17 protein-coding genes are annotated in these 20,931 nt (G+C 63.0%); 13 read left to right on the top strand and 4 right to left on the bottom strand.

Annotation, left to right across the window (positions count from 1 at the left end):
- Positions 1-274 precede the first annotated feature (274 nt).
- Positions 275-2,647, bottom strand: a complete 2,373-nt coding sequence (gene bamA / locus MUM_RS0125035; protein ID WP_010175363.1) for an outer membrane protein assembly factor BamA — start codon at positions 2,645-2,647, stop codon at positions 275-277.
- A gap of 213 nt (positions 2,648-2,860) precedes the next feature.
- Between bamA and MUM_RS0125030 the strand changes: the two genes are divergently transcribed.
- From MUM_RS0125030 to MUM_RS0125020, 3 genes are all read left to right on the top strand, one after another.
- Complete coding sequence (locus MUM_RS0125030) at positions 2,861-3,544, top strand: response regulator transcription factor (protein ID WP_008430480.1); 684 nt, start codon at positions 2,861-2,863, stop codon at positions 3,542-3,544.
- Complete coding sequence (locus tag MUM_RS0125025) at positions 3,541-4,821, top strand: HAMP domain-containing sensor histidine kinase (protein ID WP_029616092.1); 1,281 nt, start codon at positions 3,541-3,543, stop codon at positions 4,819-4,821. Before MUM_RS0125030 ends, MUM_RS0125025 begins: the two co-directional genes overlap by 4 nt.
- 80 nt (positions 4,822-4,901) lie before the next feature.
- Complete coding sequence (locus MUM_RS0125020; RefSeq protein ID WP_029616091.1) at positions 4,902-5,336, top strand: hypothetical protein; 435 nt, start codon at positions 4,902-4,904, stop codon at positions 5,334-5,336.
- A 20-nt stretch (positions 5,337-5,356) separates the two neighbouring features.
- Here the strand turns inward: MUM_RS0125020 and MUM_RS0125015 are convergent, their stop codons facing one another.
- The 3 genes from MUM_RS0125015 to MUM_RS0125005 form a co-directional block, all read right to left on the bottom strand.
- Complete coding sequence (locus tag MUM_RS0125015; protein ID WP_010175356.1) at positions 5,357-6,931, bottom strand: alkaline phosphatase D family protein; 1,575 nt, start codon at positions 6,929-6,931, stop codon at positions 5,357-5,359.
- Positions 6,932-6,940: 9 nt separating this feature from the next.
- Positions 6,941-9,214 carry a TonB-dependent receptor gene (locus tag MUM_RS0125010; RefSeq protein ID WP_010175354.1) on the bottom strand — a complete coding sequence of 758 codons (2,274 nt, stop codon included), beginning with the start codon at positions 9,212-9,214 and terminating at the stop codon, positions 6,941-6,943.
- A 275-nt stretch (positions 9,215-9,489) separates the two neighbouring features.
- Positions 9,490-12,318 carry an ATP-binding protein gene (locus MUM_RS0125005; protein WP_010175352.1) on the bottom strand — a complete coding sequence of 943 codons (2,829 nt, stop codon included), beginning with the start codon at positions 12,316-12,318 and terminating at the stop codon, positions 9,490-9,492.
- 830 nt (positions 12,319-13,148) lie between these two features.
- Between MUM_RS0125005 and MUM_RS0124995 the strand changes: the two genes are divergently transcribed.
- The 10 genes from MUM_RS0124995 to MUM_RS0124950 all read left to right on the top strand — a co-directional run bounded on the left by MUM_RS0124995 (position 13,149) and on the right by MUM_RS0124950 (position 20,362).
- Positions 13,149-13,421: a BufA1 family periplasmic bufferin-type metallophore gene (locus tag MUM_RS0124995; RefSeq protein WP_003211270.1), complete on the top strand. Its 273-nt coding sequence runs from the start codon at positions 13,149-13,151 to the stop codon at positions 13,419-13,421.
- Positions 13,418-13,846, top strand: a complete 429-nt coding sequence (locus tag MUM_RS0124990) for a DoxX family protein (RefSeq protein WP_010175348.1) — start codon at positions 13,418-13,420, stop codon at positions 13,844-13,846. Before MUM_RS0124995 ends, MUM_RS0124990 begins: the two co-directional genes overlap by 4 nt.
- Positions 13,847-13,891: 45 nt before the next feature.
- A complete protein-coding gene (locus tag MUM_RS0124985; protein WP_010175346.1) occupies positions 13,892-14,659 on the top strand; it encodes an alpha/beta fold hydrolase in 768 nt (255 codons plus the stop codon).
- A 24-nt stretch (positions 14,660-14,683) separates the two neighbouring features.
- Positions 14,684-14,956, top strand: coding sequence for a BufA2 family periplasmic bufferin-type metallophore (gene bufA2 / locus MUM_RS0124980; RefSeq protein ID WP_003211275.1), 273 nt, complete (start codon positions 14,684-14,686; stop codon positions 14,954-14,956).
- Between the two features lie 96 nt (positions 14,957-15,052).
- Complete coding sequence (gene bufB, locus MUM_RS0124975) at positions 15,053-15,904, top strand: MNIO family bufferin maturase (protein ID WP_010175344.1); 852 nt, start codon at positions 15,053-15,055, stop codon at positions 15,902-15,904.
- Entirely contained in the window at positions 15,901-16,677 is a 777-nt protein-coding gene (locus MUM_RS0124970; RefSeq protein ID WP_010175342.1) for an HvfC/BufC N-terminal domain-containing protein, read from the top strand. Before bufB ends, MUM_RS0124970 begins: the two co-directional genes overlap by 4 nt.
- Before the next feature lie 4 nt (positions 16,678-16,681).
- Positions 16,682-17,218 carry an alpha/beta fold hydrolase gene (locus MUM_RS0124965; RefSeq protein ID WP_010175340.1) on the top strand — a complete coding sequence of 179 codons (537 nt, stop codon included), beginning with the start codon at positions 16,682-16,684 and terminating at the stop codon, positions 17,216-17,218.
- A gap of 92 nt (positions 17,219-17,310) precedes the next feature.
- Positions 17,311-18,675 (top strand): MFS transporter, encoded by a 1,365-nt coding sequence (locus tag MUM_RS0124960; protein WP_029616089.1) that lies wholly within the window; start codon positions 17,311-17,313, stop codon positions 18,673-18,675.
- A 75-nt stretch (positions 18,676-18,750) separates the two neighbouring features.
- Positions 18,751-19,881 (top strand): MFS transporter, encoded by a 1,131-nt coding sequence (locus MUM_RS0124955; RefSeq protein ID WP_010175336.1) that lies wholly within the window; start codon positions 18,751-18,753, stop codon positions 19,879-19,881.
- 43 nt (positions 19,882-19,924) lie between these two features.
- Positions 19,925-20,362 (top strand): MEKHLA domain-containing protein, encoded by a 438-nt coding sequence (locus tag MUM_RS0124950; RefSeq protein WP_029616088.1) that lies wholly within the window; start codon positions 19,925-19,927, stop codon positions 20,360-20,362.
- Positions 20,363-20,931 lie beyond the last annotated feature (569 nt).

Here is a 20,931-nt window from a genome sequence, read left to right as displayed (position 1 = left end):
ATCTTAGGCGCCCCGTTAAACCACGCTGGCCGAACGCAGGTAGTACGGAGCGGGTAAACCGGCAGGACGCCGGTTTAGCCGCGACGGGGCAGGGACGCCCCGTCGCGGCGGCCCGCGGAGTAGTACCGGAGAGAGGGCACACCGAGCCTAAGCGAGGTGCCGAGTGGTGGGGCAAGAGCCTTTTGGTTACTTTTGGGCTTTTCAAAAGTGACCCGCTGTAAGAGCGGAACCCATATCAGCCCTGACCGCAACAACGGATATGTACTCCAGCAGGTCAGAAATTCTGCCCCATGGAGAACTGGAACACCTGCCTGGTCGCATTCTCCGGCGTACGAACCGGCAGCGCCAGGTTGATACTCAACGGCCCCAGCGGGCTGTACCACGTAGCCCCGACACCCACAGAAGCGCCCAGCTGACTAAGGTCAACCCCGTTGCACCCCTGGGTAGTACTCAGGGCGCACTTGTTCGAGTAAACGTTGCCCACATCCCAGAACACCGAAGTACGCACCGATTTGTTGTCCTTGAGAAACGGCATCGGAAACAGATACTCCGCCCCGCCCGTGATCAGGATATTGCCCCCCAGCGCCTCAGCATCCCGGTCGGTGTAGTACTGCTGCCCCGCACTGGCATACGCGCCAGTGGCCGGCGTACTGCGCGGCCCAAGCGTCCCGCTCTCAAACCCACGCACCGAACCCTCGCCCCCAGCGGTGTAGTTTTCATAAAACGGCAATCCGTCAGTCGAACCGTATCCGTTGGCATAACCCAGCTTGGTATGAAAACGCAGCGTAGTAGAGGTAGTGACCGGCACGAACGTCTGCCCGGAGTAGTCGAGTTTGTAGAAGCTCAAGTCACTGCCCGGAAGCGTCACCGTCAGGTTCAAATTCTGCGAGTAGCCACGGGTCGGCATCACGCCTTTGTTCAACGTCGACTCCGACCACCCCAGGTTCGCCTTGAAGTTGGTGAACTCGCTGCCTTCACGCTGCAGAAAGTCGTAGATCTCATCAGAGCTGTAGATCCCCGGGTCGATGCTGTCGTGTTGCACAGTCAGGCCGAAACTCAACCGCGAGGTTTCATTGATCGGGTAGCCGATCGTGGCGCCGAGGCCGTAGCTGTTGATGGAGTAGTAGGAAACCCCGCTGCCATCGTCGTAGTAGTTGTTGTAATCGGTGGCGCTGTAGAACGCGTTATAGCCCAGGCTCACCCCGTCCGGTGTGAAGTAGGGGTTGGTAAACCCGATGTTGTACTTGCTTTGATACTGCGAGCGGGTCAAGCCCAGGCTGGCGTAGTTCCCGGTGCCCAGGAAGTTGTTCTGGGTGATCGAACCGCCGAGTATCAGGCCGGCATCCTGGGCAAACCCGACGCTGGCGGTGATCGAGCCGGACGCCTGTTCTTCGACGGCGTAGTTCACATCCAGCTGGTCATCGACACCCGCCACCGCCGGGGTTTCGACGTTGACCTCTTTAAAGAAGCCCAGGCGCTCCAGGCGAACCTTGGACTGGTCGATCAGGTAGGTCGAGGCCCAGCCGCCTTCCATCTGGCGCATTTCCCGGCGCAGTACCTGGTCGTCGGTCTTGGTGTTGCCCCGGAAGTTGATGCGGTTCACGTAGGCGCGCTTGCCCGGGTCGACGTTAAAGGTGATGTCCACGGTGTGGTCGTCATCGTGGGGCGTGGGCATGCCGTTGACGTTGGCGAAGGTGTAGCCGTCGTTACCCAGGCGCCGGGTGATCAGGTCGGAGGTGGTGGTCATCAGTTTGCGCGAGAACACCTGGCCTTTCTGCACCAGCAGCAGGGACTGGACCTGGTCCTGGGGCACTTTCAAGTCGCCGCTGAGTTTCACCTCACGCACGGTGTACTTCTCGCCCTCGTTGACGTTGACGGTGATGTAGACGTGCTTCTTGTCCGGGGTGATGGACACCTGGGTCGAGGTGATGTCCATGTTGATATAGCCACGGTCCAGGTAATAGGAGCGCAGGCGCTCCAGGTCGCCGGTGAGTTTTTCACGGGCGTACTTGTCATCGTTGGTAAAGAACGACAACCAGTTGCTGGTCTTGAGGGTGAAGGTCGTGGCCAGTTCCTTGTCGGTAAACACCGTGTTGCCCACCACGTTGATGTGCTGGATCGCCGCCACCGCGCCTTCGTCGATCTTGATCTTCAGGCCCACGCGGTTACGCGGCTGTGGCAACACTTCGGTGTCGACGGTCGCCGCGTAGCGACCCTGGGCCACGTACTGGCGCTGCAGCTCGTTGCGCATGCCTTCGAGGGTGGCGCGCTGGAAGATCTCGCCCTCGGCCAGGCCCGACTGCTTCATGCCTTTGAGCAGGTCTTCGGTGGAGATGGCCTTGTTGCCTTCGAACTCGATGCTGGACACCGACGGGCGCTCGACCACATTGATGATCAATACATCGCCGTCGCGGCTCAGCTGGATGTCCTGGAAGAAGCCGGTCTTGAACAACGCGCGGGTGGAATCCACCAGCCGTCGATCATCCGCCTCGTCCCCCACGTTCAGCGGCAAGGCACCAAACACGCTGCCCGCAGAGACCCGTTGCAGACCGTTGATACGGATATCCGAGATTTTGAAGGCTTCAGCGTGTGCAAGTGTGACATTGAGCAGCAGCGCAACCGAGCAGAGCAGGCGCGAAAAATTCATCAAGATCTTTTCCAGAACACATCGACAAGCAGCGCAAGCGCGCACGGATGACTCGCCGCAGGCGGGTCACCACGACGCGGCCAGACGGGTGGACGGCAAGCATAAGAGCGCCGGGGGTTTGGTGCGGTTAACCAAGTGTCAAGTTAGGTAAAGGTTGGCCCCGGGGCGGTGACGCTGGGTGATACTGTGGCCAGACCCCTTCACGAGCTCGCCATGATCCGCGTATTGCTAGTCGACGATGACCAGGAACTGACTGAAATGCTCGGCCAATACCTGGAGCATGAAGGCTTTGAGGCGACCTGCGTGCACACCGGCGAGGAGGGTGAAGTGGAGGCGTTGTCGGGGCGCTACAGCATTGTGGTGCTGGACGTGATGCTGCCCAGGCTGTCGGGCATAGAAGTGCTCAGGCGCATCCGCGCCAGCAGCCAGGTGCCGGTGGTGTTGCTCACCGCCCGTGGCGACAACATCGACCGCATCACCGGGCTGGAACTTGGCGCGGACGATTACGTGCCCAAGCCCAGCTCCCCGGGGGAACTGGTGGCGCGCCTGCGCGCGATCATGCGCCGGGTGCAACCCGTGGGCCAGCCGACCGGGGAGGTCATAACGACCGGCGCCCTGATGCTGTGGCCCGGCAAACGCCAGGCCCGTTGGAACGGTTGCGAGCTGGGGCTGACCAGTACCGAATTCAGCCTGCTTGAAGTGCTGGCCCGGTGCGCCGGCCAGGTGGTGAGCAAAAAGGACCTGTCCCTCAATGCCCTGGGCTGCCCGTTGACCCGTTACGACCGACGCATCGACGTGCACATCAGCAGCATTCGCCAGAAATTGGGCCCGCGCCCGGATGCCAAGGCCTGGATCCAGAGCGTGCGCGGCCTCGGTTACCTGTTGATCGCCGAATGATGAAGCCCAGCCGGCTGTTCTGGAAACTGTTCCTGGCCTTTTGGCTGGCCACCAGCCTGACGTTCCTGGTGGGGTTGAGCATTCTCGTGGCGGGCAGCCTTGGCCCCGGGGATCACCATCTGGACGCGATCCTGGCCAGCGAAGAACAGTTGCTGGAACAGTACGGTGTCGAGTCGGGCCGCCAGCTCCTGGCGGTGTGGCAGCCAGCCCACGGCCAAGCCATTGGCGTGTATGACAGTGCCGGTCAATTGCTGGCCGGCACGCCGGTCTCGCAGGCGGCCTATGAAAAGTCGCTGATCAGCAAGGACGGGGCCGCGCTGTCGCTCAGGTCTTCCCAGCCTCCCCACGACCCCGGCCGGCTGGGTCATTGGATTCCGTTGATCATCGGCACCGTAATGAGTGCGCTGTTCAGCGGTTATATGGCCTATTACCTGGCGTGGCCGCTGGCGTACCTGCGGCGGGCGATGGGTGACGTGGCCCGGGGGCACTTCGAAACCCGGGTGCGGCCGATGATGGGCAAGCGCCGTGATGAAATCGTTGACCTGGCCGAAGACTGCGATCGAATGGCCAACCAGCTCAAACTGCTGGTGGAGGCCCAGCAACAGCTGCTGCACGACATCTCCCACGAACTGCGCTCGCCGTTGACGCGCATGCAGGTGGCCATCGGGCTGCTGCTGCAAGACCCGGCACGCCAGGAAATGCTCGGGCGCATCCAGCGTGAGTCGGCGCGCATGGACACGCTGATCGAGGCGCTGTTGACCCTGGCGCGCGTGCAGGGCCGCCCCGAAAGTATCGAGCGCGAGCCGGTGGATATCATCGAGCTGCTGGCCGTGATTGTCGAAGACGCGCAGTTCGAGGCGGGCATCAAAGGCTGTCGTGTCAGCTTGCAGGCGTGCCCTGACTTTGTCAGTCGTGCCAGCGGCGAGCTGTTGTATCGGTGTTTCGAGAATATCGTTCGAAATGCGGTGCGCTACACGCGACCGGATACGACGGTGCTGGTCACAGCGCAGATCAACCCCTACACACCCTGGCTGAGGGTCTTGATCAGTGACCAGGGGCCGGGGGTTGAACCGCTGCGGTTGCCGCGTATTTTCTGGCCCTTCGAGCGCGGCCCGAATGACGCCGATAGCGGTTTCGGACTGGGCCTGGCGATCGCCTTGCGGGCCGTGGAAATGCATGGCGGAACCATCGTGGCGTACAACCAGCCACCCGGCGGGTTGACCGTGGAGATCAACCTGCCCCGGGTGGGATCTTTACACGATATTACATTGGCTTGACCGCCCTGTACGCCCTGCGCCCTTAGACTTTTCCTCTGCGTGAGCTGATGTTCAGTGACGCCATTGGCGTGGAGGTGGCGATGTTTCAGGTGCACAAAAAAGGCTTCGTGGCCGGCAAGAAAATGGTCGACGGCCTGGTGCCTTACGATTTCTTCTGCGAAGACAGCCCGGCGATCAACCTGTTCGTGTTTACCGGTTCTGCCGCCCTCGGCGAAACGGTGGAGGAGCAGACACTCTGGGGCTTTACCCGGCTGGAACGGTTTGAAGCCATGACCGGCGCCCTGGTGGCGAACCGGAAGAACGACGGCTGGTTTCAAAGTGTCAGCGTGCTCACCGGGCCCAACCAGAACGGTACTCAAAGCGTGAAATTCCAGCGGGTGCTGAAAATCATCCGGCATGTCACCGCCAGCAAGTTTGAATACGAGATCCATACGGATGAAGGCGACACCTACTTCACCCGCCGACCCGCTGCACCCGACAGCGCACAAACCGTCATTTATGCAGCGGATCAATAGCCGCACACCGGCCCTGGGGCTCAGGCCGGCAGCACCTGCGGGCTGCCACTCTCCACCACAAACTGCTTGAGGGTCGAGACCGTGGCATTCGGGTCCAGCCGATCCGAGATCGCCTGCATCCGCACCTCCAGCCGTTCCGGCGTCAGCTCCAGTGACAGGTACCCGCGCGGGCGGCTGTCGTAGAAGCGAATCTGCGGGTTGTCCGGCAGGATCGATTGCACCGCTTCATAGCTGGGCCCGTTGGAGGTGATGGAGGTGCCGACAAACTCCGCGGCCACCAGCCGTGAGTCGGGGTCTTCAGGCCGTTCGTAGAGATGGTTGGCCCAGAAGGAGTGGTAGTCGCCGCTGAGCACCACCGGATTGGCCGCGCGGCTATCCCGCAGGTTGTCAATCAGGCGGCCCCGCGCGGCCTGGAAACCATCCCAGCTGTCGGTCCAGTAACGGGCGTCATCGCTGCCGGGTTTTTGCGCCCGCAGCGGTGCCACCAGCAGGTCCTGGGCCAGCAGGTTCCAGCGGCTGTCGCTGCGGCGCAGGCCGTCATACAGCCAGCGCTCCTGCTCGAAACCCAGCAGGGTGCGCCTGGGGTCGGCGAGGTCGACGCAACGGCTCAATTCCATATGGCCCTTGCCGAAGTTCGGTGCCTGGTAGCACGGCTGGCGCGAGCGATATTGTCGGCCATCGAGTACCGGGATGGCCGCCAGGTCGCCGTAGGTAAACCGCCGGTAAATCTGCGGGCTGCCATTGCTGCCGATGGGCGGGCGACGCACCGGCATGTTTTCCAGGAACGCCTGATACGCCGCCGCCCGCCGTTGCTGGAACGCGGCCACAGTGACGCTTGGGTCCTGGGAGGAAAGGCCCGAGTAGTCGTCCTGCACTTCATGGTCGTCCCAGGTGGCGATCCACGGCGCGGCGGCGTGCAGTTGTTGCAGGTCCGGGTCGGTCTTGTGCAGTGCGTAGCGATAGCGGTAGCCGGCGAGGTCGGTGGCCTCGGGCGCCCCATAGCTGCGTGCCAGGCCCGGGGTGCCGGGCTTGTTGGTGTATTCGTAGATGTAGTCGCCGAGAAACAGCACCAGGTCGGGCCGTTCATTGGCCATGTGCCGATAGGCGCTGAACAGGCCACGCTCGTAATGCGCGCAGGAGGCCACGCCGAGTTTCAGGCGGTCGACCCTGGCGTTGAGCGCCGGCAGCGTCAGCGCGCGGCCCGTCGGACCGCGTTCGCCCAGCGCGATAAAGCGGTACCAGTATTCTCGCCCCGGCTGCAGGCCGTGCAGTTCCACATGCACCGCGTGGCCATTGATCGCCAGGGCCTGGGTGCGACCGCGCTGGGCGATGCGGCTGAAGTTTTCGTCCAGGCCCACTTCCCAGTCCACCGGGATGCTCGCCGGTAACGCGTACTCGTTGCCGGGGAACAGCGGCAGGGTGCTCAGGCGGGTCCAGATGACAAAGCCGTCCGGCCAGGGATCGCCGCTGGCGACCCCCAGGGTAAACGGGGTGGCCACGCCGGCCAGGGCACTGCCGTAGCGCAGGATTAGCGGGGCGGCAGCCGTTCCGGCCAGCAGGCGCAAGGCCTGCCGGCGATTGAGATCAAACGTCATGACAGGTCCTCAGAATGTGTAGCTGGCCTGGACGCCCACAGTGCGTGGCTCACCCGGCGTGGCGATCTGTGCGTTGGACAGGAACGAGCCGTGGTAAAGGTCGTACTGCTTGTCGAACACGTTGCGGGCCCACAAGGCCCCCGACCAGTGACTGCCTTTGGGCGTGATGCCCAGGCGCGCATTCGCCAGCCAGTATTTCTGGGTGGTGGTGCCGTTGCTGCCGACGATGCGGTCGTGGAACGAGTAATCGCTCTCGGCACTGAAGGTGAAGCCGCCGACATCCCACACATATTGCAACTGGCCGCCGTAACTGATTTTCGGGAAGTTGGTCAGGCTGGAGCCGGAGAAGTCGGTGTACACCGGATAGGCAAAGCCCACGGCCCGCGTGGCGGTGCTATCAAGGCCCTTGTAGTCGAGGTATTTGCCCTTTTTGGTGCCGAAGTATTGGCCCAGCGTCAGGCCTGGCAGCGGCTCCCATTGCAGCTCGAATTCATAGCCGTAGATTTTCGATTTGGGAATATTCACCAGTCGCCCGACGTTGCCGATCTGCTGGCTGATCCACACTTGGGATTGGTACTGCTGGTCGCGGTAGTCGTAGTAGAACGCCGAGCCGTTGATGCGCAGGGTGTCGCTCAAGTCGCTTTTGAAGCCCAGTTCATACGCCAGCAGTTTCTCCGGTTTGACCGGCGCGATCTGCTCGGCGTAGCTGGAGTTGTAGGCGGTGAAGCCGCCGGATTTGATCCCGCGGCTGACCGTGGAATACAGCAGGGTCGAAGGCGTGACCTGGTATTCCAGGCCCAGCTTCCACGAGGTGGAGTTGCTGTCGAGGTCGCTGTCGGCGGCCGGGAAGCTCAGTTGGCCCAGGCTGTAGACGCCGCTGTTTACCAGGATCCGCTGGGTGCTGAAGTCTTGCAGTTCGCGGTGTTCTTTTTCCTGGCGCAGGCCGACGATCAGTTTCCAGTCGTCGGTCAGTTGGTAGTCGCCCTGGGCGAAGGCACTGTAGGTGTTCGACTTCTGGGTGTACGAGGTGTAGGTGCCGTAGCCGAGGTTGGCGCTGAAGTCCGAATAGAAGTTTTCGTCGAGGCGGTCCTGGGCGAAATACAGGCCGGTCTGCCAGTTGAAGCGCTCGTTGTCGTGGGACGCCAGGCGCAATTCCTGGGAGAACACCTCGATTTTCGAGTCGAAATATTCGTCGGATTGCGGGATCACCGAGGCGTCCCAGTCGATGTATTCACGCCGGCGGAAACGGTCGGAGGCGGTAATGCTGGTGACACTCAAATGGTCGTTGAGGTCGAAAGTGCCGGTGAGGGCGAAGCCGGTGTTGTCGTTGTCGCGATGGGGTTTGTCACCGACCGACAGGCCCGTGAGCCTGGCAAAACCCGGGGTCAGGCCCCAGCCGGTTTTGCTTGGGTCGCTCTCGGCACCAATGGCCGAGTAGCCCCGGCCATTGGTCGCATTGGGCTTGAGGCCCTGATACAGGTAGGAGCCCAGGCTGTCGGACTTGTCCTGGCCGGCATGCAGGGTCAGGTTGAAGTTGATGTCGGGGGTGGCGTCCCAGTCGAACTGGCCGCGCACCGAGGTGTTGTCCTTGTCCCCGAGGCTTTGCCCGGTCACGCGGTTCTCTTGCCAGGCGCCGCCTTGTTCGGTGATGAAGGCGAGGCGGGCGCGCAAGGTGTCAGTCAGCGGACCGGAGAGAAAGCCTTCGACGTTGCTGGCGTTGTAGGAACCGTAGTTGGTGGTCAGCCCGCCGTGGAATTCCCGGGTGGGTTTGTTGGTGATGAAGTTGATCGCGCCGGCGGTGCTGTTGCGCCCGTACAGCGTGCCCTGGGGGCCGCGCAAGACTTCCACGCGCTCCAGGTCGAAGAGTTGGCCCTGGGTCTGGATCGGGTAGGGCAACGCCACCTGGTCGAGGTACACGCCGACGGTGGAGGTGTTGTTGCTGCCGTAGTCCTTGAGGCCCACACCGCGTATGCGGAACAGCGGGTTGCCGCCGCCGTACTGGGGGGCGATGTCGAGGTTGGGCACGTAGTTTTGCAGGTCGTTGACCTTGGTCACGCCCTTGTCTTGCAGGTCCTGGCCGCTGAGGGCAGTGAGGGCGATACCCACGTCCTGGGCAGATTCTTCGTGGCGTTGGGCGGTGACCGTAACCTGGGGCAGAGCGGTGGTGACAGGTTGTTCCGCGCCTAAGGCGTCCCCCGCCAGCAGGACCATGAACGGCGCACTGGCGAGGATGAATGGGCGCGTGGGTTTGGTGGGGCGCGGGTAACGGAGCAGAGGGTGCATGGCAAGGTCCCTTAAGAAATTCGATTCTTGAGCGTGGGGCCGGCGGGGTGCCGTCCCGTCACGCAGGGGCCGCTCTTTGAAGAGTAAGCTGAAGGGTTGATAGCAAGCTATATGCCATCATTTTGTCATAATTAAGTATTTGATTTTATTGATGTATTTTTTGGTGGTGCGAGAGGTTCGCTGAAAAAGCAACAATCAGAAGGCAGGTTGTTCGGGAATCAACAGGGTGCGTATCCGCTACCTGAATAACGGATACGCACCGGCATTGGCGGCCTTTACCGATGCTGAAACCTTGGCAGCGAGGCGATCCGCATCTTCGGCTCCTGCAACCTGGCCAGGTCACTGGCAATCTGTGCCCGCCAAAAATGCGCGCCGGCCAACTGCGCATCGACCCACGCCTGGCGCAGCAGTACCTTGGCCTTGTCCACCGCGCCGTACTGCGCCTGGCGCAGAATCAGCTGCGCCTTGATCCGCAGCATCTGCGGCACGAACCAGCGCTCATGCCGGCCCAGCGCCAATTGCAGGGTGTCTTCCAGTACTTCCAGCGCCAGTTTCTCCAGCCCCAGCCGTGCCAGACCCAGGGCGTATTCGCAGCGCAACAGGCTATACAGCTGGCTATCGCCCTGCCCATGCAAGTGGTGCAACGCTTCACCCAACAGCGGCACGCCTTCCTCGGGCGAGCCCTGGCGGATCAGCAGGATGCTCTCGAAACACAGGCGAAACTGACGCCAAATGTGCAGGTCTTGCTGCGTCGTGCTGTCTTGCAGCAGCCCCAGGTAATAGCGCACCTTGGGCAGGTTGGACGCCAGCAGTGCCAGCGGAATCGCCCCCAGGCACAGGGTGTACCAGAGGGTGGCCGGATGATCGAGGGTGATGGATTCATCGACGCAACTGCCGATCAAGCGCAGCGCCGGGTCAACATCGCCCTCCAGCAACTGCACCTGCGCCTTGAGGCAGCGGGCGGCGATGCGCTGGTCAAAATGCACGTCGATAATGTGCGAACGCGGTGCCGAGGGTGACCCCAGCGCCTCGTCGATATTCTGCCGGGCACCGGCCAGGTCGCCCATGTGGAACAACGCCAGGGCGCGCATGCGTTTGCCCAGCAGTTGCTGGTTGCCGCTGTGGCTCAGGGTGATGTAGCGCTCGGCCAGTTCCAGCGCCTCGGCGTATTGGTTGCAGCCGCAACGGTCGCTCCACAGTCCCCACAGCGCCCGCAGCTTGTGTTCGGCGTCGCCCAGGTCGCGGGCATCTTCGCGCACCTGGCGCCAGGCTTCACGCATTGGGCCGCCGGTGCCGTAGGTCAGCATCAGCACGCTGGCCAGGGCGGTTTGCAGCAGCATGCGCTGGCGCAACGGCAGCGGGGTAGTGGCGGCGCTGGCCAGGCCTTTGTCGACCCAGGTGCGGCACTCGCTGACCAGCGACAGGCGCAGCCACAACGGCACGCCGCCCAGGGTCAGTTCGATGCCGGTGGGCAGGTCGCCCGAGGGTGAAAAGGCCCACTCCAGTGCCGCGCGGACCGTGTTGATTTCCGGGCCGTAGAGGCCGACCCAGGTCTCGGGGGAAAGCCCGTCGAGGGTCTGCCCGGCTTCCTGCAAAACCCCTAGGGCAAACAGTGCATGGCGCTGGCGGGTGGCATCGGCTTCGCCGTGTTCGTTGAGTTTCTCCAGGGCGTAGGCGCGGGTGGTTTCCAGCAGGCGGTAGCGCTTGAGCAACCGGGATTCACCGGCGATCAGCAGCGACTTGTCCATCAGGCTTTCGAGCAAGGGCAGGGCGTTGCGCCCATCGAGGGTGCTGCTGGCGGTCATGGCCTTGACCGCGTCCAGGGTGAAGGAACCGGTAAACACCGCCAGTTGGCGCAACATCGCCTGTTCGTCGCCGGAGAGCATCGAGTAGGTCCAGTCCAGGGTCGCGCTCAGTGAACGGTGGCGCGCCAGGGCGGTACGCCGGCCGGTCATTTGCAGGCGGAAGCTGCCGTCGAGCAAACCCACCAGGTCCTGAATGCCGAACGTACGCACCCGCGCCGCAGCGATTTCGATGGCCAGGGCATTGCTGTCGAGCTTGCGGCAGATGGCGCTGGCAGCGGCGACGTCGGCGTCCTTGAACACGAAGCCGGGGTCGAGGGCCTTGACCCGTTCGATAAACAACGCGATGCCGGACCAGGTCATGGCTTGCTCGGCACTCAGGCTGGCGTCTTCATCCGGCACCAGCAGCGGTGCCAGGTCGTGCACCCGTTCGCCGTCGGCCCGCAGCGGTTCGCGGCTGGTGGTCAGCACGCAACACTGGGGCGCGCAGCGTAGCAGCACTTCGACCGCGTCGGCAGTGGCTTGCAGCACGTGTTCGCAGTTGTCGAGCACCAGCAGCAGCGGGCTGTTGGCGAGCATCGAGGCCACGCTTTGCAGCGGCTCGTCACTTACGCTCTGGATACCCAGCGCGCTGGCGAGCATGCCGGCCACCCATTGGCCGCTCGTGGCGGGGGCCAGGTCGACGAAGCACATGCCCTGGGGAAAGCGACCCTGCAGCAGTTGCGCCACGGCCAGGGCGACGGTGGTCTTGCCGATGCCGCCGGGGCCGGTGATGGTCACGAAGCGCTGGCTCAGGACCTGGTCGGCAAGGCTCAGGATCAGTTGCTCACGGCCAATCACCGTGCCCGGCGTCGCCGGTTGCAGGTTGGGTACGTCTGCCGTCGGGGCCGGCACCAGGGCTTGGGGCACTGCATTTTCACTCACTGCCTGCATCGTTACCGGTGCTACAAACCGGTAGCCCCGGCCCGGCACGGTGACGATGTAGCTGAAGTTGCCGTCATCCCCCAGCGCCCGGCGCAGCGCCACGATCTGCGCGCGCAGGTTGCATTCCTCCACCACCACCTTGGGCCAGGCGAAAGAGATCAGCTCGGACTTTTCCAGCAACTCGCCAGCCCGGCTGGCGAGGGCGATCAGCAAGTACAAGGCGCGGCTGCCGAGGGTCACCGGCTCGCCGTTGCGCAGCAATACATGCTGGCGCGCCAACAAGAGAAAGGGGCCAAAACCGATCGCGTTCTCGGTGTGGTCCGGGGCCTGGGGGGCGAGGTCCATAAAGGACGCTGCGGGGTATTTGCTCGAACTCATCAATTTGTCCTTTTTTGTAGTCGGGCTTGTTATTGGCGATCAGGCCATTCGCCCTTTTGGGTGCTTACGTGCGGCAGCAGGCTTGGAGAGTTGAAGTCGATCAAAAGGTGAGAATTGCCGCCCTCCTTTGGGGCATGGACATTGTTATAGGGCGCGGGGCCGTAGGGTTTCAGGCGATGAGACTGTTTCAGGTTCGAAACATTTTATTACTAGAAAACCTGATGTAGCAGAATGTATGCCAGTTGGCATGTAACAAAGATGACAACAACCGTATGAAATTTATGGGGATTTCTGCGGTCGTCGGCGGCGAAGGAAGGAAGATGTTCGGAAAGGCGAATATTTCTAATTGTGTCGTTCGGGAAGCCGAATAAAACGGCGGTGGTCTGTGGCGAGCGGGCTTGTTGTGGTGAGCGGGGCTGTTGTGGTGAGCGGGCTTGTTGTGGTGAGCGGGGCTGTTGTGGTGAGCGGGGCTGTTGTGGTGAGCGGGCTTGCCCCGCGCTGGGGCGCGAAGCGGCCCTGAAATCGGCTGTCGCGTGTTGCCTGTTGATATGCGGTCGTTCTCTATTGGGGGGCTGCTTCGCAGCCCAGCGCGGGGCAAGCCCGCTCACCACAACAGCCCGGCTCACCATAACAGCCCAGCTCACCACGATTGGGGCTGTGTATCAGACTGTGTCTCAGCACCCACCTGATACACCGGCATGAATAGAAGGCGGGAGCACGACACAGACGGGATACACGCCTGGCTTTAAATCTGTCTACCAGATGGCGCAGGTGGTCACCCACCGCACAAGCGCCCTGGCCACATTCAGTCAAGCCAGGAGTTCCACACCATGAAGCGCCACTACGCGGCCCTTGCCGCCACCCTCGCACTGTCTCTCGGTGCCTTCGCCGCCACCGCCCATGCCGAGGATGCCAAGCCCCAGGAAAAATGCTTCGGCGTGTCCCTTGCCGGTGCCAACGACTGCGCCGCCGGTGCCGGGACTTCCTGCGCCGGTACCGCCAAGGCGGATTACCAGGGCAACGCCTGGGTGCTGGTGGACAAAGGCACCTGCACCCAGATCAAAACCCCCAAAGGCTTCGGCAGCCTGACGGAACAACCATGATTGCCCTGGCCCCTGCGGTGCTCAAGCGTGTGCTGCCTGAGGCGCTGCTGTTGCTGGTGGCTCGCGTGGGTATCGCTTCGGTGTTTTTCCTCTCGGGCCGCACCAAGGTGACCGGTTTCCTGCAACTCAAGCCGTCGACCTACACCTTGTTTCGCTCGGAATACGCCTTGCCGCTGGTGCCGCCGGATTGGGCGGCACACCTGGCGACCTACGCCGAGCATCTGTTCCCGCTGTTGCTGGTGCTGGGCCTGCTGACCCGTCCTGCGGCCGCTGCGCTGTTGGGCATGACGCTGGTGATCGAGGTGTTTGTGTACCCCGACGCCTGGCCAACCCACCTGACCTGGGCCGGGCTGTTGTTGCCGCTGCTGGCGTATGGCGGCGGGGCCTGGTCGCTGGACCGCGTGTTGTCCGGCCAACGCCGTTAACCCTTTCACAACAATGATCAGGCCCCAAGGCCTGTGGAGAGTCGCATGCGTATTCTTTCTTCCCTGGCGATCGCCATGGCACTCGCTACACCGTTATTGGCCTCGGCTGCCGAGGCGCCCCGTGCACAGCCGGGAACCGGTAAAAGCGTGGTGATCGTGCCCGGTTCCTTCGTCGACGGCTCCGGCTGGCGAGTGGTGCACGACATCCTGATTCACAAGGGCTACAAGGTCACCGTGGTGCATCAGGGCCATGAAAGCCTTGCCGCCGATGTGGCCGAAGCCCGCGAAGTGCTGGAGCAACAGGTCGGCCCGGTGGTGCTGGTGGGTCACAGTTCCGGTGGCGGGGTGATCTCGATTGCCGGTGACCGCGACAAGGTCAAGTCGATGGTCTATGTCTCTGCCCTGCAACCGGAAGTCGGCGAGAACATGAGCCAGTTGCTGTCGTCGATGCCGGCGCCGAGCAATGACGTCAAGCAGACCCGCGACGGGCATCTGTTTTTTGACCGCACCAAGTTCAACGCCGATTTCGCCGCCGACCTGACCACCAACCGCACCGACTTCATGGCCGCCTCCCAAGTGCCGGCCACCACCGCGCTGTTCGGCGGCACCGTGTGGGCCGCGGCCTGGCACAAGAAACCGACCTACGCCGTGGTATCCACCGAAGACCGTGCCCTGAGCCCGGATCTGCAGCGCTGGATGTACAAGCGCGCCGGTTCCAAGGTCACCGAAATCAAGGCCAGCCATTCGGTGTACATCTCCCAGCCTGAGGCTGTGGCGAAGGTCATCGAAGACGCTGCATCCGTCATCAAATAAACCCCACCCCGAGGAGTAACACCCATGAGTACGTCCATCAAATCCCGCTTGAGCCTTGCCACTGCTGCCGCCCTGATCGCCATGGCGTCGGCCTCTTTCGCCGCTGCCGCGAGCGCCGCCGACCAGCCGGAGCAGCCAGGCCGCTGCTACGGCGTGAACAACTGCAAGGGCGAAAGCCTGTGCGCCACGGCCAAGAACGATTGCAAGGGCCTCAACAGCTGCAAGGGCCAGGGCGTGGTCGTGAAGACCCCGTCCGAGTGCCTGAAGCTGGGCGGCACTACCACTGAACCGAAGTAAGGCCGTAATGAACACGCGGGGTGCCTGCGCCCCGCGTTGTTCTCCGGTTTTTCGCGAGCAAGCTCGCCCCCACAGTTTTATAACGGAGACCCCAAGATGCCGACATCCAACCCGCGTTTCCCGGGCTATGGCCTGGGGCTGCGCAAGGAGCACTACAGCGAGTTCCTGGAGGCCCCGGTGGCGGTGGATTTCGTTGAAGTGATCTCCGAGAACTTCATGGTCGCGGGCGGCCAGCCCCGGCATATCCTGCGCCAGATTCGTGAGCGGTATCCGGTGGCGCTGCACGGGGTGTCGATGTCGATCGGCACGGCCGAGGGCCTCGATCGCGATTACCTGAAGCGCCTCAAGTCGCTGGTGGACGAGATCGAACCGCTGTTTGTGTCCGACCACCTGAGCTGGTCCCGCAGTGGTGGGTTCAACTCCCATGACCTGCTGCCGGTGCCTTATACCGAAGAGGCACTGGACCGGGTCTGCGCCAATATCGACATGGCTCAAGAGGTGTTGGGCCGCACGATGCTGTTTGAAAACCCGTCCAGCTACCTGGCCTTTGAAGGCGCCTCCATGAGCGAGTGGGAATTTATCGCCGCCATGTCCCGGCGCACCGGCTGCGAGCTGTTGCTGGACGTCAATAATGTGTTTGTCAGCGCCAGCAACCACGGCTTTGACGCCCTGGCGTTTCTTGATGGAATTCCCGCGGAGCAGGTCCGGCAGATTCACCTGGCCGGCCACAGCCAGGGCCGCGAATTGCTGATCGACAGCCATGACAGCCCGGTGTGTGACGGGGTCTGGGATGTGTATGCCAAGGCCATTGCGTTGCTCGGCCCGGTCGCCACGATGATCGAGCGCGACGACGAGATTCCCCCCTTGGCTGAGCTGCTGGAGGAACTGTCGATCGCCCGGATGCTCGGCGCTTCCGAGGCCTTCAAGCGTGCGCAGGTGCGCCCATGAACCTCGCGCAATGGCAGCAGGCCTTTCACACCTGGCTGGTGAGTGCATCGGACGAATCCGCCCAAGTGCTCGGCAACAACACCGCCGGCCTGGCGGTTTACCAGAACAACTACCGCGCACAACTGGTGGGTTGCCTGGAGCAGGCCTTTCCCAACCTGCGGCGTTGGGTCGGGGATGAGGCGTTTCTGGCCGCAGCCATCAGCCATATCGACCGGCATCCGCCCCATGCCTGGACGCTGGACGTCTATCCCGAAGGCTTTCACCTGACCTTGGGTAAACTGTTCCCCAACAACCCCGACGTGCATGAGCTGGCGTGGATTGAGTCGTCGCTCAATGAGGCATTTGTGGCTGCCGATGCGAGCCCGTTGCCCATGGACGTATTGGCGGCGGTGGATTGGGACACCGCACACCTGCAGCTCACGCCGTCGTTGCGATGCCATGGGCTGACCACCAATGCCGAGGCGATCTGGTCGGCGTTGTGGCAGCAAACCCCGGCACCCGAGGCGGTGATGCTGGCCGAGGCCGGCGGGCTGCTGGTGTGGCGTCGGCAATTCACTTCGCGTTTGCGCCAAGTCGACGCCTTGGAGTACCAGGCGCTGGTGCACCTGCAAGGCGACGGCAGTTTTGTCGGGCTGTGCGACTTTCTGGTGGAGCGCCTGGGGGTAGAGGAGGGCGTGGAAAAGGCCGGTGAATGGCTGGCCGGCTGGATCGGCAGTGAGTTGATTGTGGGGGTCGTTGACGACCTGCCTGTGTCACATTTTTCGGAGCTATAACCGCATGTCTTATTTCAATCGCCGTCGTTTTTTGATTTCCACTGCCATTGCTTCTGTCGCGCTGTCCCTGCCGGTAATGGCGGCGCCCGCGAGCCGGCAGATCCGCCAGGTCAGCACCGACCTGCTGGACATCGGCTACTACGAAGCCGGCCCGGAGGAGGGCCGGCCGATCATTTTGCTGCATGGCGCGGACGGTGATCTGGAACGCTTCGCCGGGGTCACGTCGCAGCTGGTGTCCCAGGGCTTTCGGGTGGTCGCGCCGTACCTGCGGGGCCATGGCACCACCACGCAACTGGACAAGGCTGCACCCGCCAGCACTCAGGAAGTGGTGCTCGGCCAGGACGTGCTGGACCTGATGAACGCCTTGCACATCCCCGAGGCGGTGCTCGCCGGGTTCGACCTCGGTGGCCGCGCCGTCACGGCAGCCGCAACCCTGCGGCCCACCCGTTGTGTGGCGCTGGTCACCGTCAACAGTGCGCCGCAGCCCGCCCTGGCCGAGGTGCTGGTGCAAATGGCGCGGATGGGCACCTGGCGGACCTGAACATGAATATTTGGACAGCCGCGCATTTGTCCGCTGAAAAAAAAGGCCGCAGCCCTTACTCTTAACGCCTTTGCCACGTGTGCGGATTGTCCATGTCTTCTGTAGCTGATGGGTTGCCCAGTGATAAACGTTTAGCGGCGGTGGTCGCGATTTCCCTGGGGATCGGCATGGCGACCCTCGACACGGCCATCGTCAACACGGCGTTGCCAACCCTGGCTGAAGGCATCGGCACCGATTCGGCCTCGGTGATCTGGGTGGTCAACGCCTACCAGTTGGCGACCATTGCCGCCGTGCTGCCCTTTGCGTCCCTGAGTGATGTGGTCGGCCACCGCCGGGTGTTCCTCGGTGGCTTGCTGGTGTTCGTGGTGGCGTCACTGTTTTGCGGCCTGGCCTGGTCGCTGCCGACGCTGACCGCCGCCCGGGTGGTTCAGGGCCTGGGCGCAGCGGCGATCATGAGCGTCAACATTGCGCTGTTGCGGCACATCTACCCGGCAAAAATACTCGGCCGGGGGCTGGGGTATAACTCGCTGGTGGTGGGGCTGGCCTTTACGCTGGGCCCCACCGCCGCGTCGGCGATTCTGTCGGTGGCCACCTGGCACTGGTTGTACCTGATCAACCTGCCCCTGGGCGCTTTGGCCTTGTGGCTGGGGGTGCGTGCGATTCCGGTGATCCCGATTACCGGGCATGCCTTCGACCGGCTGGCAGCAATTCTTTGCGCCGGGTTGTTCGCCCTGCTGGTACTGGGGCTGGGGTCGGCGGTGCACGGTGCGCAGGCGGTGTTGACCCTGGGGCTGGTCGCCGTGGCGCTGCTGTGTGGCGTGTTGCTGATCCGGCGTCAGGCCGGGCACCCGGCGCCGATGCTGGCGGTGGATCTGTTCAAGCGCCCGCTGTTCACCCTGTCGGCGCTCACCGCGATTTGCGCGTTCAGCGCCCAGGGCCTGGCGTTTGTGTCGCTGCCCTTCCTGTTGCAAACCGTGCTGGGCCACAGCCAGGTGGCCACCGGTTTCCTGATGACGCCATGGCCGGCGGTGGTCGCGGTGATGGCGTTGATTGCCGGGCGCCTGGCGGATCGCATCTCGCTGGCGTTGCTGTGTGGCATCGGCCTGGTGATGTTGAGCGCAGGCATGGCGTCGCTGGCGACCCTGGGCAATGACGCGTCGACCTTTGATATCGGTTGGCGCATGGCCTTGTGTGGCGCCGGGTTCGGTTTCTTCCAGTCGCCCAACCTCAAGGCAATCATGACCAGCGCGCCCATCGCCCGCAGTGGCGGGGCCAGCGGAATTGTGGCCACCTCGCGGTTGATGGGGCAGACGCTGGGGGCTTCGCTGGTGGCGCTGTGTTTCCACCTGTCCCTGAGCAGCGGCCCGCAGTACGCGTTGTGGCTGGGGTGCGGGTTTGCCCTGGTGGGCGCGGTGGCCAGCGGCTTGCGCCTGATGCAGGACGGCGCCAAGGTTTAATCATTCGGGCCTTGTAAAACAGGGCGGTAGACGGCTACCGTGGCCGTCTAAATAATTCTGAATGTTTCAGCTTTTATGTCTGATCTGGCCCAACGCAGTGCTGATGCCCACTCCCGCCGTGCTGCGCTGACCCTCGGCCTGTGCCTGCCCAGTGACGTGTTGCTGTACCTGGTGCTGCCAATGGAGTCCCAGGCATTCGGTATCACCCTGGCCCAGGCCGGGGTGCTGCTGGCGGCCAACCGCCTGGTGCGGATCTTTGGCTACAAGCATGTTCTGAATTTCTACGCCCGTAACGGCGATCGCCTGACCTGCTCCATCGCCGCCGGTGCGGCGGCGGTGTGTGCCCTGGGCAACTCGATGTTGTCCGGCTTTGCCGCCTTGCTCGGGCTGCGGCTGATTTGGGGCCTGTGTTTTGCCGCGTTGAACCTTTCCACTCAAGTGTTGGCCACCTCCGAACCGCTGGGTGCGGCGCGGCGGGCGGGGCGCTCACGGGCGTTGATCGCCCTGGGGCCGATGCTGGCGTTACCGCTGGGGGGATGGCTGACATTGCATGTCGGCCCGCGTCCGATTTTCCTGATTCTGGCGGGGTGTTGCCTGGTGGGATTATGGATGGCGCGGGGGCTGCCCACTGCCGGCCATAATTTGCACGGCACGCCGGGGCGACGCTTCCGGTTGCCCGACAGTGTGGCGACCTGGTCGTTTATCGAAGGTGTGGCGCTGGACGGGCTGTTTATCTTCGGCCTGTCGATTCAGGCGCAGAAGATCCTCGGTGGCAACGCGGTGCTGATTGCGGGCGGCTTGATGGCCCTGCGGTATGTCTCGGAACTGCTCCTGAGCCCGCTGGGTGGCCGCGCGGCGCAGCAGTTTGGTGCCACGTCGATGTTGTTGCTGTTTTCCTTTCTCAGCGCGCTGGCGCTGGGGGCGTTTGGCAGCCACTGGGTGATTGCGGGTGCTGCGGCGGTGCTGGTGTTGCGGGCGTTGCAACTGCCGTTGGTGACGACGCTGGTGGCGGAGCGCAACCCGGGGGCGATGCGGGTCTCGGCGTTGGCCTCGAATGCGGTATGGCGTGATGTGGGCGCGGGGCTTGGGCCGTTGTTGGCGGGGTTGCTGCTGCCGGTGGCGTCGGCGCCCTGGGTGTTTGGTGTGGCCGGGGCGGCGATTGCGGTCAGTGCGGTGTTCTGCTGGCGGGCGAAGATTTCGACTTGATGATGTGAGGCCGGTTGTGTCTTTTGACGAACATTTTGTGCGTTTGCTGGATGAGGCTTACCGGCATTGGACCGGGCAGGGGTTGCCGGCGCCCGAGGGGTTGGGGGGTGAGCAGCGGTTGACGTGGTTGCATGAGCAGGCGCCTTACAGCTTGCTGGCCCATGACGGGGCGGGTGATCCGCGTTTTATCTATGTGAATGAGTGTGCCTTGCGCTGCTTCAAGTATCCGCGTGAGGATTTTATCGGGATGCCTTCGCGGTTCAGTGCCTCGGAGCTGGATCGGCCGGCGCGGCAGGTGTTGATGGAGCAGGTTGGGGCCAAGGGGATTGCTCATGGCTACAGCGGGTGGCGGGTGGATGCGCAGAATCAGCCGTTCATGATTCATGACGGGGTGGTTTGGAATTTGTTGGGCGGGGTGGGGCAGGCGGCTTTGTTTTGGTTGGATGAGGGGGGGCTGAGTACATATCCGTTTCTTCGGTAACGGCGGCTTATGGTTTCGCTCTTACAGCGACTCACTTTGGAAAAGCCCCAAAGTAAGCAAAGGGCTCTGCCCCGCCTGTCGGCACCTCGCTAAGGCTCGGTGTTCCCTCACTCCGGCGATGCTCCGCGGGCCGCCGCGATGGGCCATCCTTGGCCCAGCGCGGCTAAACCGGCGTCCTGCCGGTTTACCCGCTCCGCACCACCTGCGTTCGGCCTCGGGCTTATTGGGGCAGTCAGAGCCAGATCAAGATCAAAATCTACAGCACAGCGGCCTACAGGCCGGCTTGAGTGGTAGAAGCCAGAGCAAAAGCCAAAGCGAAAGCAGAGCTGCTTTTCTGTAGGAGCCGGCTTGCCGGCGATGGCATCACCTCGGTGTGTCTGATGTACCGAGTTGTCTGCATCGCAGGCAAGCCAGCTCCCACATTTGACCGTGCCCGCTCCCCCCGGTGTCAGGGTAGTTGTCGCGTCCACCGCTTTTTTGAACACATTTCGGGGGCGGCAAGAGTATGGTCATGCCTTTCTACTCAGATGAACGTAAAGCCGCACTGCTGAAAATGATGCTTCCGCCCC

It is taken from the genome of Pseudomonas sp. PAMC 25886, assembly GCF_000242655.1.
Classification (GTDB): domain Bacteria; phylum Pseudomonadota; class Gammaproteobacteria; order Pseudomonadales; family Pseudomonadaceae; genus Aquipseudomonas.
This window is presented reverse-complemented; position numbering and strand designations above follow the sequence as displayed.

What these genes read in the sequence shown, in the direction of transcription:
- MUM_RS0124985 (WP_010175346.1), top strand. Translation starts at nt 13,892, where the DNA reads ATGCGTATTCTTTCTTCCCTGGCGATCGCCATGGCACTCGCTACACCG.
- MUM_RS0124995 (WP_003211270.1), top strand. Translation starts at nt 13,149, where the DNA reads ATGAAGCGCCACTACGCGGCCCTTGCCGCCACCCTCGCACTGTCTCTC.
- MUM_RS0124970 (WP_010175342.1), top strand. Translation starts at nt 15,901, where the DNA reads ATGAACCTCGCGCAATGGCAGCAGGCCTTTCACACCTGGCTGGTGAGT.
- bamA (WP_010175363.1), bottom strand. Translation starts at nt 2,647, where the DNA reads ATGAATTTTTCGCGCCTGCTCTGCTCGGTTGCGCTGCTGCTCAATGTC.
- MUM_RS0125020 (WP_029616091.1), top strand. Translation starts at nt 4,902, where the DNA reads ATGTTTCAGGTGCACAAAAAAGGCTTCGTGGCCGGCAAGAAAATGGTC.
- MUM_RS0125005 (WP_010175352.1), bottom strand. Translation starts at nt 12,318, where the DNA reads ATGAGTTCGAGCAAATACCCCGCAGCGTCCTTTATGGACCTCGCCCCC.
- bufA2 (WP_003211275.1), top strand. Translation starts at nt 14,684, where the DNA reads ATGAGTACGTCCATCAAATCCCGCTTGAGCCTTGCCACTGCTGCCGCC.
- MUM_RS0124965 (WP_010175340.1), top strand. Translation starts at nt 16,682, where the DNA reads ATGTCTTATTTCAATCGCCGTCGTTTTTTGATTTCCACTGCCATTGCT.
- MUM_RS0124990 (WP_010175348.1), top strand. Translation starts at nt 13,418, where the DNA reads ATGATTGCCCTGGCCCCTGCGGTGCTCAAGCGTGTGCTGCCTGAGGCG.
- MUM_RS0124960 (WP_029616089.1), top strand. Translation starts at nt 17,311, where the DNA reads ATGTCTTCTGTAGCTGATGGGTTGCCCAGTGATAAACGTTTAGCGGCG.
- MUM_RS0125015 (WP_010175356.1), bottom strand. Translation starts at nt 6,931, where the DNA reads ATGACGTTTGATCTCAATCGCCGGCAGGCCTTGCGCCTGCTGGCCGGA.
- MUM_RS0124955 (WP_010175336.1), top strand. Translation starts at nt 18,751, where the DNA reads ATGTCTGATCTGGCCCAACGCAGTGCTGATGCCCACTCCCGCCGTGCT.
- MUM_RS0125010 (WP_010175354.1), bottom strand. Translation starts at nt 9,214, where the DNA reads ATGCACCCTCTGCTCCGTTACCCGCGCCCCACCAAACCCACGCGCCCA.
- MUM_RS0125025 (WP_029616092.1), top strand. Translation starts at nt 3,541, where the DNA reads ATGATGAAGCCCAGCCGGCTGTTCTGGAAACTGTTCCTGGCCTTTTGG.
- bufB (WP_010175344.1), top strand. Translation starts at nt 15,053, where the DNA reads ATGCCGACATCCAACCCGCGTTTCCCGGGCTATGGCCTGGGGCTGCGC.
- MUM_RS0125030 (WP_008430480.1), top strand. Translation starts at nt 2,861, where the DNA reads ATGATCCGCGTATTGCTAGTCGACGATGACCAGGAACTGACTGAAATG.